Below are 13,880 nucleotides of genomic sequence, written 5' to 3'. Positions count from 1 at the left end.
AATCAGTTGTTATAGAGGTCGATGATTGCGCTGACAGCCTGGGTCTTGACCTTGGCCAGGTCGTTACGGGCCTGCTCGATGCGGTCAAGGTAGGCTTCGTCGATATCGCCGGTGACGTACTCACCGTTGAATACCGCGCAATCGAAATGCTCGATCTTGATCTTGCCGCCACCGACCGAATCGATCAGGTCCGGCAGGTCCTGATAGATCAGCCAATCGGCACCGATCAACTCGGCCACCTGCTCGGTGGTACGGTTGTGGGCGATCAGTTCGTGAGCGCTCGGCATGTCGATGCCGTAGACGTTGGGGTAGCGAACAGCAGGCGCTGCAGAGCAGAAGTACACATTCTTGGCCCCGGCTTCGCGCGCCATCTGGATGATCTGCTTGCAGGTGGTACCACGTACGATCGAGTCATCGACCAGCATGACGTTCTTGCCGCGGAATTCCAGCTCGATGGCATTGAGCTTCTGGCGAACCGATTTCTTGCGGGCCGCCTGGCCGGGCATGATGAAGGTACGGCCGATGTAACGGTTCTTGACGAAGCCTTCACGGAACTTCACGCCCAGGTGCTTGGCCAGTTCCAGGGCGGCAGTACGGCTGGTGTCAGGGATCGGGATGACCACGTCGATGTCATGTTCAGGGCGCTCGCGCTGGATTTTTTCCGCGAGTTTTTCACCCATGCGCAGGCGCGCCTTGTACACCGATACACCGTCCATGATGGAATCCGGGCGGGCCAGGTACACGTGCTCGAAGATGCAAGGCTGCAGCTTTGGCGCCTCGGCGCACTGCTTGGTGTACAGGCGGCCATCTTCGGTGATGTAAACCGCTTCACCCGGTGCCAGGTCGCGAATGAGGGTAAAGCCAAGCACGTCCAGGGCCACGCTTTCGGAGGCGATCATGTACTCGACGCCTTCGTCGGTGTGACGCTGGCCGAACACCACCGGGCGAATGCCGTTGGGGTCGCGGAAGCCGACGATGCCGTAACCGGTGATCATCGCCACCACGGCATAACCGCCCACGCAGCGGCTGTGCACATGGGACACGGCCGCGAACACGTCTTCTTCGGTAGGCTGCAGCTTGCCACGCACTGCGAGCTCATGGGCGAACACGTTGAGCAGCACTTCCGAATCGGAATTGGTGTTGACGTGGCGCAGGTCCGACTCGTAGATCTCCTTCGCCAACTGCTCGACGTTGGTGAGGTTGCCGTTGTGGGCCAGGGTGATGCCGTACGGCGAGTTGACGTAGAACGGCTGGGCTTCGGCCGAAGTCGAGCTGCCCGCAGTGGGGTAGCGCACGTGGCCGATGCCGATGGTGCCCACCAGACGCTGCATGTGGCGCTGCTGGAACACATCGCGCACCAGGCCATTATCCTTGCGCAGGAACAACCGGCCGTCATGGCTGGTCACGATACCGGCAGCGTCCTGGCCGCGGTGCTGGAGGACCGTAAGCGCGTCATACAGCGCCTGATTGACGTTCGACTTACCGACGATACCGACGATGCCACACATGCGACGCAACCCCTACTTTGACGAAACTTGAGTGAAAAGCCCTCAAGGCCTGGCTGGCCCGAGCAACTGTTCCTTGAACGGAAGGTCAGCGGGTGTGCTGACCCCGGCACTGGACATCCACTGGCTGGTGAAACCTAGAATCAGGTTTTTCGACCAGTCAGCGACCAGCAAAAACTGTGGTATCAGGCGTGACTCCTGCCACCAGGTGTCTTGTTGCACTGGCCCCAGGCTCAGCAGCCCGATGGCCACCACTACCAGCAAAGCCCCACGGGCAGCGCCAAAAGCCATGCCCAGAAAACGGTCCGTACCCGACAGCCCGGTGACACGAATCAGCTCGCCGACCAGGAAATTGAGCATTGCCCCGACCAGCAGGGTAGCCACGAAAAGTATGCCGCAGCCGGCAATGACGCGCATCGACGGCGTCTGGATATAGCTTTCAAGATACACCGCCAGCGATCCGCCGAACATCCAGGCGACCGCACCGGCAACGATCCATATGAGCAGGGACAGGGCTTCCTTGACAAAGCCGCGCTTGAGACTGATCAGTGTGGAGACGGCGATGATCGCAATGATCGCCCAATCAACCAGGGTAAATGCCACGGCGCTGCCTGCAGACGTTTGAGGCGGCGCATTTTACCAGAGCGGCGGGCTGGGGTTAAGCGGAATGTCGGACGATTCCGCCCACCACGGCAGGAGGGAGCGCAGCACGCGATGGGCCGCAAAGCGGCCCGACCCGCACAGCTTGAAGCAAATCAACCACGCTCAGGCTGGAACCGCACCACAATGCCCTTGAGGCTGTTCTGACGGTTTATGGCGTCGCGAGTACGCTCGGCCTCGGCACGCTCGATCAACGGGCCAACGAACACACGGTTCAGCCCACCCGCTGCGCGGATATAGGCGTTGTATCCCTGGCTGCGCAAGGTCTGCTGAAGCTTCTCCGCCCCTGCGCGGTTGGACAGGCTCGCCAACTGGATGGACCAACTGACCGGCAACCCGTTCACGTCGATCTTGGAGGGCGCAGCCCCTGGCACTGGCTTGGAAGCCGTGGCGGCTGGCGCTGCCGAAGCGGGCGCCTTGGGCTCAGGCTTTGCAGTGGCAGGCACTGGAGCTTGCGCCGGTGCCTGCACAGAAGGCGTGATGGGCTGGCGCGGCGCACTGGCAGGCGCCGTGGACTCATCGACGACCACGGGTGGCTGCTGCGTTTCGTCCGGGACGGGCTGGGGCTCAGGCACCGATACAGGGTCTACCTTAACCTCTGGCTGCGAAGGCATGGCCGGCGCCTGTGGAGCCTCCACATGCACCTGGCGCAACTCATCTTCGCGGGAAAACAGCATCGGTAAAAAAATCACTGCCAGCGCCACCAGCACCAGCGCACCGATCATGCGCTGCTTCATTCCTTTATCCAGCACTGCCATCTATTCCACCCTCCTGGGCGCGTCGCTCCAGCCATTCCAACGCCTGGGCAACACAGAAAAACGAACCGAACAGCAGTACCTGATCACCTGCCTGGGCCTTCGCGCACTGCCCCTCAAGGGCAGCGTCGACACTGGCATAGGACTGCACGGCTGCGCCGAGGTTCGTCAGTGCCGCAGCCAACGCTGCAGCTGGCCTGCTACGCGGGGTAGCGAGCGGGGCAACCGCCCAGTCGTCTACCAGCCCGTGCAGAGGCGCCACAACGCCCTCCAGGTCCTTGTCGGCAAGCAGCCCGAACACCGCCAGGCGGCGACCGGCCAGGGGCCGGGCTGCCAGGCGACGGGCCAGGTACTGGGCGGCATGCGGGTTATGCCCGACATCCAGCAGCAACTCCACCTGCCTACCCTGCCAACTGACTGTGCGACGGTCCAGCCGCCCGGTGATGCGTGTAGCGAGCAGCGCCTGGCGGATCACCGCGCCATCCCAAGGCAGGCCTGTCAGCAGGTAGGCCTGCAAGGCAAGCGCCGCGTTCTCCATGGGCAAGTCGAGCAGCGGTAAGCCATCCAATGCTACCTGGGTACCCTCAGCAGTGGTGCCGCGCCAGCGCCAGCCATCCTCTGCGACGCCCAGGTCGAAGTCCCGACCGCGCAGCAGCAGCGGCGCGCCCAACTCGGCGGCCTTGTCCAACAACGGCTGTGGGGGATCGAGATCACCACACACGGCCGGCTTGGCAGCACGGAAGATGCCGGCCTTTTCAAAGGCCACCAACTCGCGGGTATCCCCCAGGTAATCAACATGGTCAACGCCGATACTGGTCACCAGCGCAAGGTCTGCATCCACCACGTTGACCGTATCCAGGCGCCCACCCAGGCCAACTTCGAGCACTACGGCATCCAGCTGCGACTGGCGGAACAACCAGAACGCGGCCAGGGTGCCCATTTCAAAGTAAGTCAGGGAGGTGTCGCCCCGCGCTGCTTCCACAGCCGCGAACGCTTCACACAACTGCGCGTCGCTGGCTTCCTGGGCGTCGATGACGACCCGCTCGTTGTAACGGAGCAGGTGCGGCGAACTGTATACCCCTACCTTCAGCCCCTGGGTACGCAGCAACGATGCGACAAAGGCGCAGGTTGACCCCTTGCCGTTGGTGCCGGTTACCGTTACCACCCGCGGTGCCAGCTTGCCCAGCGCCAAGCGGGCAAATACCGCTTGCGAGCGTTCCAGGCCCATGTCGATGGCCGACGGGTGCAACTGCTCGAGATAGGCGAGCCACTCGCCCAGGGATCGTTGTGTCATCACGCGACAGCAGCCGCCTCAAGCGCTTGTTCAGGGGTGGCCTGGCCGGTCATCTGCGCCAGCAGACGGGCGAGGCGTGGGCGCAGGTCGCCGCGGGAGATGATCAAGTCGATTGCACCATGCTCCAGCAGGAACTCGCTGCGCTGGAAGCCTTCTGGCAGTTTCTCGCGCACGGTCTGCTCGATCACACGAGGGCCGGCGAAGCCGATCAGCGCTTTTGGCTCGCCAACAATGACATCGCCCAGCATCGCCAAGCTGGCCGACACACCGCCATACACCGGGTCGGTGAGCACCGAGATGAACGGGATGCCTTCTTCGCGAAGACGGGCCAGTACCGCCGAGGTCTTGGCCATCTGCATCAGCGAGATAAGTGCCTCCTGCATGCGGGCACCGCCCGATGCCGAGAAGCAGACCATCGGGCAGCGGTGCTCCAGGGCATAGTTGGCTGCCCGCACGAAACGCTCGCCCACCACAGCACCCATGGAACCGCCCATGAACGAGAATTCGAAGGCGCTGACCACGATCGGCATGCCCATCAGGGTGCCGCTCATGGAGATCAGTGCGTCTTTCTCACCGGTCTGCTTCTGGGCCCCGGTCAGGCGGTCCTTGTACTTCTTGCCGTCACGGAATTTAAGGCGGTCAACCGGCTCCAGATCGGCGCCCAATTCGGCGCGGCCTTCGGCATCGAGGAAAATATCAATGCGTGCACGGGCGCCAATGCGCATGTGGTGGTTGCACTTGGGGCAGACGTCGAGGGTTTTTTCCAGCTCCGGACGATACAGCACGGCCTCACAGGCTGGGCACTTGTGCCACAGGCCTTCAGGCACCGAGCTCTTCTTCACCTCGGAACGCATGATCGAAGGGATCAGTTTGTCGACTAACCAGTTGCTCATGCTTTCTTTCTCCAGTATCGGCGGGTGGGGGCCAGCGTGGCCGGCCTGCCCTGCCCTTTGAACTCAAATGCTTGTTTGAAACGCTGGGGCAGCGGCCGTCGGGTATTACCCACGGCACTGCCCCGTTGAAAAGTCGATTGACCGCCCGCTATCGGGCGACCGCCCCGCAGGGCCGCGATAGCTATGGACGATGGCGCGCGGCCAGCCGTCACATCCGCTCAAGCCTGTTTCACCGCGCGCACGAACGCCTCGATCTTTGCCGCGTCCTTGATACCCTTGGCCTGCTCTACCCCGCCACTGACGTCGACGGCGTAGGGGCGCACCTGAGCAATGGCCTGCCCCACGTTTTCCGGGGACAGCCCACCTGCCAGGATGATCGGCTTGTTGAGCCCGGCAGGCACCAGGGACCAGTCGAACGCCTCGCCCGTGCCACCCGGAATACCTGGCACATAGGTGTCCAGCAAGATGCCCTGGGCAGCAGCATAATGCTGGCAGGCCACCTGCAGATCGTCGCCCGGGCGCACCCGCAATGCCTTGATCCATGGACGATTGTGGCCAGCACAGTCCTGCGGGCTTTCGTCGCCGTGGAACTGTAGCAGGTCCAACGGTACCACTTCGAGGATCTCGCTCAGCTCGCAGCGCGATGCATTGACGAACAGCCCAACCGTGGTCACAAACGGCGGCAGCTCGGCGATGATCGCCCGCGCCTGGCGTACGTCTACAGCGCGCGGGCTCTTGGCATAGAACACGAAGCCGATGGCATCGGCGCCGGCTTCTGCCGCCGCCAGCGCGTCTTCGATGCGGGTGATACCGCAGATCTTGCTGCGAACGATGCTCATGGACAGCGACCCTGTTAACACGGTGAAAGGCCGAATGTTAGCAAATGCCCTAGCGTGCGTCAGTCTGCCAATGCCTCATAGCCTGTGAGAAAGTGTGGGCCGATATAACGCTGCGGCAGGGCGAACTCATCGGGGTACTCCACCTGCACGAGGTAGAGCCCGAACGGGTGGGCTGTGACGCCACCATGGCGGCGGTCACACCCCTCCAGCACCTCACGCGCCCACTCCACCGGGCGCTCCCCGGCGCCAATGGCCATGAGCACACCCGCGATATTGCGCACCATGTGGTGCAAAAACGCCGTAGCGCGCACGTCCAACACGATCATCTGCCCGTGACGGGTAACGCGCAGGTGATAGATGTGCTTGATCGGCGACTTGGCCTGGCACTGGCTGGCACGGAACGCGCTGAAGTCGTGCGTGCCCAGCAAGCTCTGCGCGGCTTCGGCCATGCGCTGCACATCCAGTGGCCGGTGGTTCCAGGTGACCTCCTCGGCCAAGTGCGCCGGGCGGATGGGGTCGTTGTAGATCACGTAGCGATAACGCCGGGCGCAGGCCTTGAACCGGGCATGGAAATCGGCCGGCATGGGCCTGGACCAGACCACACTGATGTCGTGGGGCAAGTTGAAATTGGTACCCATGGTCCAGGCACGCTCGTCACGCACCGCACGGGTGTCGAAGTGCACCACTTGACCACAGCCGTGTACCCCCGCATCGGTACGGCCGGCGCATACAACCGAAATCGGTTCGTTGGCGACTTTCGACAAGGCTTTTTCAAGCGCTTGCTGGACACTTGGCACGCCACTGGCCTGACGCTGCCACCCGCGATAGCGGGCACCTTTGTATTCCACGCCAAGGGCAATACGGGCGTAGCCTTCGGCCGCCGATTCTGCGGCAGCGGTGTCGATGATGTCCAAGAAACTGAAACCTGTAGAAAGACTAAATAGCGGCGATTATAACGACAACGGCAGCCTGGGAGGGCTGCCGTTACGGGTAAAACCGGCCGGGCGGTGCTGCCCCGGCCAACTCGGCGCGCTGTCAAACCAGGCGCGACAGCATGTCTTCGGCCTCTTCACGCTGGCGCTGGTCACCATCCTTTACCACCTCATCAAGGATGTCGCGCGCGCCCTGGTGATCACCCATGTCGATGTAGGCGCGAGCCAGGTCAAGCTTGGTCGCCACCTCGTCGGCCCCCGAGAAGAAGTCGAAGTCCAGGTCATCCACGGGCTCGGGCTCTGGATTGGCCGCAGCATCCTCAGCGGTGAAATGGGGCTCCAGCGAGGGCGACTCCAGGCTTTGCGACAGCTTGTCCAGCTCCGCGTTGACGTCATCGAGTTCCGACGCGAAGCTGTTCGCCGCGGGCGAGTCGTCGTCCTGCAGTGACAATGACAGGTCGAAGTCCGAAGGCAGGTCGAACTCGGACACCGGGTCGAACTCTGGCGCGCTGTCGAATGCCTCCAACTCGGCTGCCACGTCGACCGGCGTATCGCCTGGGCCGGCTGGCGCGCCAGGTGCATCGATATCCAGATCGAAATCGGACAGGTCCGCCGCGGGTTGCGCAGCAACCTCAGCCTTGGCCTGGGCCAGCATCGCTTCGAAGTCATCGTCTGCGCCGGCCTGCTGCTCGTCCAGGCTCAAGTCGAAACTGCTGTCCAAAGCCTCGGGGTCCGACGCCTCGAGGGTGGGTACTTCGTCGGGAGCCTGTGGTTGGGCTACAGGCGCTTCTGTCGGTGCCGGCTGCTCATCCAGAAGCCCCTGAACATATTGCTCGTCCATCTTGGCGGCCAATGCGGCGGCCCCCAGGCCAGCGGCGGCCAGTGCGATCATCGCCGGGTAGCGCTCTTTGAGCCTGGCCACCTCTGCCGTATTGGTGGTATTGGCCGGCAGCTTATGCTCCTGCTCCACGAATGCGTTCTGGTCACCCTGGCGGGCATACACTTCCATCAGCTTAAGGCGCAGGTCGTCACGCCCAGGGGCGGCGGCAATGGCAGGCTCCAGCAGCTCGGCCGCGCGGTTGAGGCGGCCTTCTGCCAGGCACTGTTCGACCTGCACCAGTACAGCGGCGTATGAATCGGCCACCGGCTCCGGTGCCGCCGGTTTTTCCGCCGCGGTGGCAGCCGCTGCGGAGGCAGCCACCACAGCCGGGGACAGGGTCACGGTTGGCGGTGAAACCTCGACACCTTCAAGGCTGCCAACATCGGGGTCAAAGCCCGCAATCTGCTCTTCCTCCAGCGCCCGCGCCATGCGCAGGTGTTTTTCGGCCTCCTGCTGCGCCTTGCGCCGACGTGCCAGCAGCCACAACAGAAGCGCCAACACCAGCAGCGTCGAGCCGGCGATCAACCATAGCAGCCAACGGTTACCGAGGATCTGCTCCAATGCATCGGGAGCAGCTGGCGCGTCAGCCTGAGCGGCCGGGGGCGCCGTATCGGCTGCGGCAGGGGCCGGCTCGATCACCGGCTGTACTGCAACAGGTGGCTGGGTTACAGCAGCGGTACTCGCGGCGTCGGCGACAGGCTGCACGGGTGCGGCAGCGTCCACCGCGGGCTGGGCCGGCGTGGCAGCATCGGCCGCAGGGGTGGCTGCCCCTTGAGCCTCAAGCCTGGCCAACTGGTCGTTCTTCAATTCGATAAGACGCTGAAGTTTGTCCAGCTGGCTTTGCAGGTCCGTCATGCGGCTGTGCAGCTCTTCGTTGTCACGACGGCTCGTGTCCAGGCTCTCCTGCGCCACGGCCAGTTTGTCGTTCAACGCCTTGGCCTGACTCGCGCCGGCCTGGTTGCCCGGGCTGACCAGGCGCAGATTGTCGCCTTGGGCAATCGCCGCAGGCGCGGCGCCGGCGGTACCACGGCGGGTCGCGTCCAGCTGGCGGGCACGGGGACCCAGCCGGCGCCCCTCACGCCAGGCTGCATATTGTTCGGCAACCTCGCGGTTGGCCTCGCCCTGGGGAATGCTCTGAACCTGCTGCGAGTCCGGCAGGCGCAGCACCTGCCCCACCTTGAGCTGGTTGATATTGTTGCCGATGAACGCATCCGGGTTAAGCACCTGGATCGCGATCATGGTCTGCTGAATGGAGCCGCCCTGTGCGTTGCGCGCGGCAATCTGCCAGAGGGTATCGCGGCGCTGGGTAGTGTAACTGCCGGCCGCAGTGACCGCGGGCGCTACATTGCCGGGCGCCGCCTGCCCACCCTGGGCCTTGGCCTGGTCGAGCATCACGCTGTAATCGCGCAGCAGACGGCCTTGGGGCCACATCACCTGCACCAGAAACTTCACCACAGGGCCGGGCATGGGCTGGCTGGACGTCACCCGCAGCACGCTTCTGCCGTTTGGGTTGATCACCGGGGTAAAGGTGAGATCTTGCAGCCCACTGGCAAAAGGCACGCCAGCCTTGGTGAAATCCTCGGCGGGCGCCAGACTGGGCGCCACTTCGGCAGCGGTGAGGTCGCGTACATCGAGCAGTTCGATCTCGGCATCGAGCGGCTGGTTCTGCGCCGACTTGAGGGTCAGTTCCCCCAGGCCCAAGGCATTCGCCATGCCAGACGACAGCGCCGATGCTGCAGCCATGGCCAGAACCAGTTTGCGAATTCGAAGCATGAACTCTTCCCTTGTATGGATCGTCCCGAAACGTGCAGGCGAAGCTGAACAGACGTGCTCGCCAGTATCTTTTACAGCCTGTCTTTAATCAACAATTGCGCTATTTGCACCGCGTTGAGCGCGGCGCCCTTGCGCACATTGTCGGTGGTCAACCACAGGTTGAGTTGCTGCGCATCATCAATACCCTGGCGTACACGTCCAACATAGACCACGTCCTGGCCCACTGCGTCCCCAACCGGGGTCGGATAATCATCACGCTCCACCAGTTCGACGCTATGCGCCTCGTTCAACGCCTGGTTGACCGCGTCAAGATCGACCGCACCACGGCTCTGCACTGCCACATTGAAGCTATCGCCGAAAAACACCGGTACTTGAATACAGGTAACCGAGAGTTTCAGGTCGGGAAGGCCCAGCACAGCCCGCAGCTCCTGCACCAGGCGGCGCTCAACGGCGGTATGGCCCTGGTCATCTGGGGTACCAACCTGAGGCAGCAGGTTGAACGCCACCTGCCTGTCGAAGAACCGTGGCTCCAGAGGGCGAGCGTTCAGCAACTCGGCTGTTTGCCGCGCCAGTTCGCTGACCGCTTCGCGCCCTTGGGCAGACACCGCCAGCGACGCCACCACCTGGACGCGCTCGATGTCCAGCAGGTGCCGAAGCGGCGCTAGCGTGGTCGCAACGGCGACCGCCGCCGAACAAGGGCTGGTGATGAGTGCCGGGGTGCTGCCCCCCGCCAACTGCTCGGCATTGGCCTCTGGCACAACTGGCAGCGCGCCGACCAGCGCGCCAGACAAGTCGATTACCGTGCAGCCCGCTTGCACCGCCTTGCGGGCAAATGCCTGGCTGACCGTGGCACCCGCCGCGAAGAACGCCAGTTTGACCTGGGCGAAATCGAAGCTGTCGACTTCACGCACCTTGAGCTTCCTGCCGGCGAACATCACGCTGCTACCTGCCGACTCCATGCTGGCCAGCAGGTGCAGGGTGCGTACCGGGAAGTCCAGCTCTTCGAGGACCTGTACAAGCGTTTCACCGACGCTGCCGGTGGCGCCCACAACGGCGATATCCAGGGGTTGGCTCATGTTTGGTCCTCACGGGTAAAGGGGCGGCACTTTACTGCGAATCAGTGGCGCAGCATACCCAAACCTTAATTCACCCCCCTGCAAAGCCTGGCACCTGATAATTATGCCAGTACCCCCCTTTATGCCTGCACCTTAACGTGGTCATCAACAATGGCTAACGTCAGGGATACCCCCAATGATTGCTTGCTCGATATCAAGGCTTGCGCGCTGCCTCACGATTGCAGGGGCAAGCCTGCTTGCCTGGCCGGCTGCGGCACAGGATAACCTGCAGCCGGCACCCACGCTGCGCAACGATTTACAGGGCCCCCTGGCGGGGGAAGTGGATTTCGCACAGACCCATGTAGTAGCGGCCACCCGCCGCATTTTCGACCCACTGTTGGTCCCGGATAAAAGCGCGCTGGTCATGTTCAGGCCACACGCCTCAATGACCGATGTTGAACTGGTTATCGAGGCGGATGGCAAGCGAAGCACCGTGTTGATGAGCCGCCCAGAGGCACTACCCGCGGCAGCTACCTATGATCAGGAGAACACATTTTCCGGGAACATTATCGAAGGTAGCTATCCGCCGTATCGAAGCGGGACATTTTCCTACCAGATCCCCTGGAATCTCTTCAGGCCCGAGACAACACTCAGCTTTCAGCAAGCTGGCCGGGCCGACATGAACGGCACATTGCCGGCCTCAAAGTTTGTGTTCATGACGCCAGAAAGCAATGGGCTAGCCTTGATGAATATCAAAGGCTGTATCTTCAAAGACCGGTCCAACTGCAAAACCACACTCGACCAGTTCGACGGCGAACTGCAGCCGCTCACTGCCCGTATCGCCGCTCGCGAAATGCTCTCGGAACTGCCCACCCAGCGGCTGTACCTGGGTACCGGCATGGCCTATTGGCCCAACATCATTGCCATCGGCCCCGACGGCAAGCCCCACGTATACAACCAGAGCAACGGTATGCAATGGGCTGAATTTGGCGACAAAACGCTGCCTTCCAAAGTAGGCATGGGTAATTACTGGCGGGCGGCATCGAACCTGGGCGACAAAAAACCGGGGTTCCCGGTAGCAATTACCGGGCAACTGCTCGATGCGCCGGATGGCATGCCGGTGCTTCCCCCGGGCATAGCTGCAAGTTGCGGTGGCAACAGTTGCAACTACCCAGCCATCCCAGATGGTTACTGGCACGAAACGGGTCATGGCCTAGGGCTGCCGCATGACACCCCCGGTCGTTATGAAGACTGGGCTTATCGCGCTTACGACAACATCTTCCTGCCCAACACCCACCCGGATCCACAACGTTACAGCCTGCCCGTGGACTACTTGGGCAAACATTATTTCGGGCATGTATTGGGCTCGCTTGCGGCCGCGCCCTGGCACCCTAGCACGGCATCCGCGCCATTGATCGATGAGTTCGAGACCCTTGGCCAAGGCTCGAGACGATCAAGCTGGAAACGCTACATCGCCCCTTATACGCACCAGCAGACCCTGGTGGTCCAGCGGCGTTTCGGCACCCTCCCCGATAACCTTGAGTATGCAGGGGTGCGCGACGACCACCGCCCGGCGCAGGCAGCCAACGCGGCCATTACGGCTACAACCTCCACGTTGGCTGCACGGAAAGAAGCCAGCCTGGACAACGGCATTGCCCCTAGCGCCCAGCCCGCGCTGCTGACAACCCATGGCGCCGAGCCTGAACCTATCGAAACCGGCGTACCGGTACATACGCTTGTCACGACCTTCTCGAGCCCCGACCACAACCAGGACGGCATCAACCAGATCTATCCAGCCATCATCAGCAACTTCGGCAATGTCTTCAGCCCTGCCACGACCACCACATTGAGCGCCAGCACCAACGCTATCGACAGCACCGCCCATAGGCTGGTGACTTACGGCGGTCGCTGCCTGGCGGCTCAGGGCACCCGCCTTGTGCTGCAGGGTTGCGCCGATGGCAGCAGTGCGCTTCAGGTAGAACGTGTCGCACCCGCAAATGCTGACGAAACCAAGCTTGCCCCTGTGCTGGTAATCCGTAATAGCACCGGCCAGTGCCTGGACTACTCCCTCACGTTTCGCACCTGTGAGGTCTCGGATACTCAAGTGCGCTGGCGCGGCCGACAAGACCTGACAGGGAGCCCGCAAGCGGTAAAACTGCAGGAGGGCCAACGTGGGCTGTTCATCACCCCCACAGGCGCGGACGGCGTGGAACTGATGGCCGACAGTAATGGCAACGCGCTCGACCACTTGCAGCCGGGTGAAGACCAAGCGCCCCACAACTATCGGATCGACATTCACTACAGCGACAACAAGACCGAATCGCACCCGCTGTACCATGCGCCGATGCGCAAGGATTCGCTCAGGACCGCTGTATTCAATGTCAGCTCTGGGCGCGAACCGGTCAAGGCGGTGCTCAAGGTGGACGACATTACCGTGCAGGAGCGAGCGCTGGAGCGCAACACACTACCGGGGGTCATCGCCATGGGTGCCGAACATGGGGAGCAGATACCCCAGGCTTGGCCACCTACTTGGCTGTATTCCGATGAAAAGAGCGCCTGCCTGGCAGCCACGGCTGACGGCATCAAATACACGGCATGCGACGCGCAGGCTGTGTGGCGACTGCCCAAGAAGAATGCTTACCCTCGACAGTTCGACAGTTTTGAACCCGTGTCGATTACCGGTCTATGCATCAATGTCGCATTGCGCCCAGATGAATGCAGATTTCCCGCGAACGACACACTGTGGCGGACGCGAGAAGACCTTGAACACGGCCCGTCAGAAATCTACCTGCAGGAACCTCTGACCGGGCGTTTTATTACGCCGTCCGCCGCCAGTGACAGGGCCACACTCGCAGCCTTGCAAAAGGATCAGAAACTGAGAAAAGTTCCGCTTCCCAGGTTTACCCTGTGCCAGCAAAACCAGTGCATGGCCACGGTTGGCGACAAGGCTGCCATGGTCCCAAGCAACCAAGGCGGGCCATCGAAAATCTGGTATATGGTCAGTACGTCCAGCACACCATTTCCGTTCATGATGTCCACCGTACTATTGATGAACTCGGACGGGCTGTGCCTCAACGACCGCTTATCGTTACAGGCCTGCAGCGATTTGCAGACCAAAAAACTGTTCTGGCGGGTAAAGCACAGCCCGAAACCTTTGGTCCCCCAAATGGCCATCCAACAGGAAAACAATGGCCTCTACCTGACCCCCGACCCATCCGGCACCCTCTCGTTGCAACAGCGCGGTGAAGACGCTGAGCCTGACTTTTCGTACACGCTCCTCCCAAACTGACCGCA

Annotated in this window: 10 protein-coding genes; 1 reads left to right on the top strand and 9 read right to left on the bottom strand. The window is 62.3% G+C overall.

Annotated elements, in window-relative coordinates:
* Positions 1 to 2: 2 nt before the first annotated feature.
* The 9 genes from purF to PPA02S_RS04490 form a co-directional block, all read right to left on the bottom strand.
* Positions 3 to 1,508: an amidophosphoribosyltransferase gene (purF, locus tag PPA02S_RS04530; RefSeq protein WP_028632375.1), complete on the bottom strand. Its 1,506-nt coding sequence runs from the start codon at positions 1,506 to 1,508 to the stop codon at positions 3 to 5.
* A gap of 42 nt (positions 1,509 to 1,550) precedes the next feature.
* Positions 1,551 to 2,108 carry a CvpA family protein gene (locus PPA02S_RS04525; protein WP_028632374.1) on the bottom strand — a complete coding sequence of 186 codons (558 nt, stop codon included), beginning with the start codon at positions 2,106 to 2,108 and terminating at the stop codon, positions 1,551 to 1,553.
* 152 nt (positions 2,109 to 2,260) lie between these two features.
* On the bottom strand, positions 2,261 to 2,923 hold the full coding sequence (locus tag PPA02S_RS04520; protein WP_028632373.1) for an SPOR domain-containing protein: 663 nt from the start codon (positions 2,921 to 2,923) through the stop codon (positions 2,261 to 2,263).
* On the bottom strand, positions 2,907 to 4,214 hold the full coding sequence (gene folC / locus PPA02S_RS04515) for a bifunctional tetrahydrofolate synthase/dihydrofolate synthase (RefSeq protein ID WP_028632372.1): 1,308 nt from the start codon (positions 4,212 to 4,214) through the stop codon (positions 2,907 to 2,909). Before folC ends, PPA02S_RS04520 begins: the two co-directional genes overlap by 17 nt.
* Positions 4,214 to 5,107 carry an acetyl-CoA carboxylase, carboxyltransferase subunit beta gene (accD, locus tag PPA02S_RS04510; RefSeq protein ID WP_028632371.1) on the bottom strand — a complete coding sequence of 298 codons (894 nt, stop codon included), beginning with the start codon at positions 5,105 to 5,107 and terminating at the stop codon, positions 4,214 to 4,216. Before accD ends, folC begins: the two co-directional genes overlap by 1 nt.
* A 218-nt stretch (positions 5,108 to 5,325) precedes the next feature.
* Positions 5,326 to 5,946, bottom strand: coding sequence for a phosphoribosylanthranilate isomerase (locus PPA02S_RS04505; protein WP_028632370.1), 621 nt, complete (start codon positions 5,944 to 5,946; stop codon positions 5,326 to 5,328).
* Positions 5,947 to 6,005: 59 nt separating this feature from the next.
* On the bottom strand, positions 6,006 to 6,860 hold the full coding sequence (truA, locus tag PPA02S_RS04500; RefSeq protein WP_028632369.1) for a tRNA pseudouridine(38-40) synthase TruA: 855 nt from the start codon (positions 6,858 to 6,860) through the stop codon (positions 6,006 to 6,008).
* A gap of 121 nt (positions 6,861 to 6,981) precedes the next feature.
* Complete coding sequence (locus tag PPA02S_RS04495; protein ID WP_028632368.1) at positions 6,982 to 9,531, bottom strand: FimV/HubP family polar landmark protein; 2,550 nt, start codon at positions 9,529 to 9,531, stop codon at positions 6,982 to 6,984.
* 71 nt (positions 9,532 to 9,602) lie between these two features.
* A complete protein-coding gene (locus PPA02S_RS04490) occupies positions 9,603 to 10,607 on the bottom strand; it encodes an aspartate-semialdehyde dehydrogenase (RefSeq protein WP_028632367.1) in 1,005 nt (334 codons plus the stop codon).
* Between the two features lie 175 nt (positions 10,608 to 10,782).
* Here PPA02S_RS04490 and PPA02S_RS22355 point away from each other — a divergent pair, with 175 nt between their 5' ends.
* Positions 10,783 to 13,875, top strand: coding sequence for a TagA domain-containing protein (locus tag PPA02S_RS22355; protein WP_050577083.1), 3,093 nt, complete (start codon positions 10,783 to 10,785; stop codon positions 13,873 to 13,875).
* The last annotated feature ends 5 nt before the right edge of the window (positions 13,876 to 13,880 follow it).

The sequence above is a fragment of the Pseudomonas parafulva NBRC 16636 = DSM 17004 genome (assembly GCF_000730645.1).
Taxonomy (GTDB): Bacteria; Pseudomonadota; Gammaproteobacteria; order Pseudomonadales; family Pseudomonadaceae; genus Aquipseudomonas; species Aquipseudomonas parafulva.
The sequence above is the reverse complement of the archived record's forward strand: the minus strand, read 5'-3'. Positions and strand labels throughout refer to the sequence as shown.

Excerpts from the sequence above, each read along its gene's own strand:
- accD (WP_028632371.1), bottom strand. The coding sequence starts at position 5,107 with ATGAGCAACTGGTTAGTCGACAAACTGATCCCTTCGATCATGCGTTCC.
- purF (WP_028632375.1), bottom strand. The coding sequence starts at position 1,508 with ATGTGTGGCATCGTCGGTATCGTCGGTAAGTCGAACGTCAATCAGGCG.
- PPA02S_RS04505 (WP_028632370.1), bottom strand. The coding sequence starts at position 5,946 with ATGAGCATCGTTCGCAGCAAGATCTGCGGTATCACCCGCATCGAAGAC.
- folC (WP_028632372.1), bottom strand. The coding sequence starts at position 4,214 with ATGACACAACGATCCCTGGGCGAGTGGCTCGCCTATCTCGAGCAGTTG.
- PPA02S_RS04495 (WP_028632368.1), bottom strand. The coding sequence starts at position 9,531 with ATGCTTCGAATTCGCAAACTGGTTCTGGCCATGGCTGCAGCATCGGCG.
- PPA02S_RS04520 (WP_028632373.1), bottom strand. The coding sequence starts at position 2,923 with ATGGCAGTGCTGGATAAAGGAATGAAGCAGCGCATGATCGGTGCGCTG.
- PPA02S_RS04490 (WP_028632367.1), bottom strand. The coding sequence starts at position 10,607 with ATGAGCCAACCCCTGGATATCGCCGTTGTGGGCGCCACCGGCAGCGTC.
- PPA02S_RS22355 (WP_050577083.1), top strand. The coding sequence starts at position 10,783 with ATGATTGCTTGCTCGATATCAAGGCTTGCGCGCTGCCTCACGATTGCA.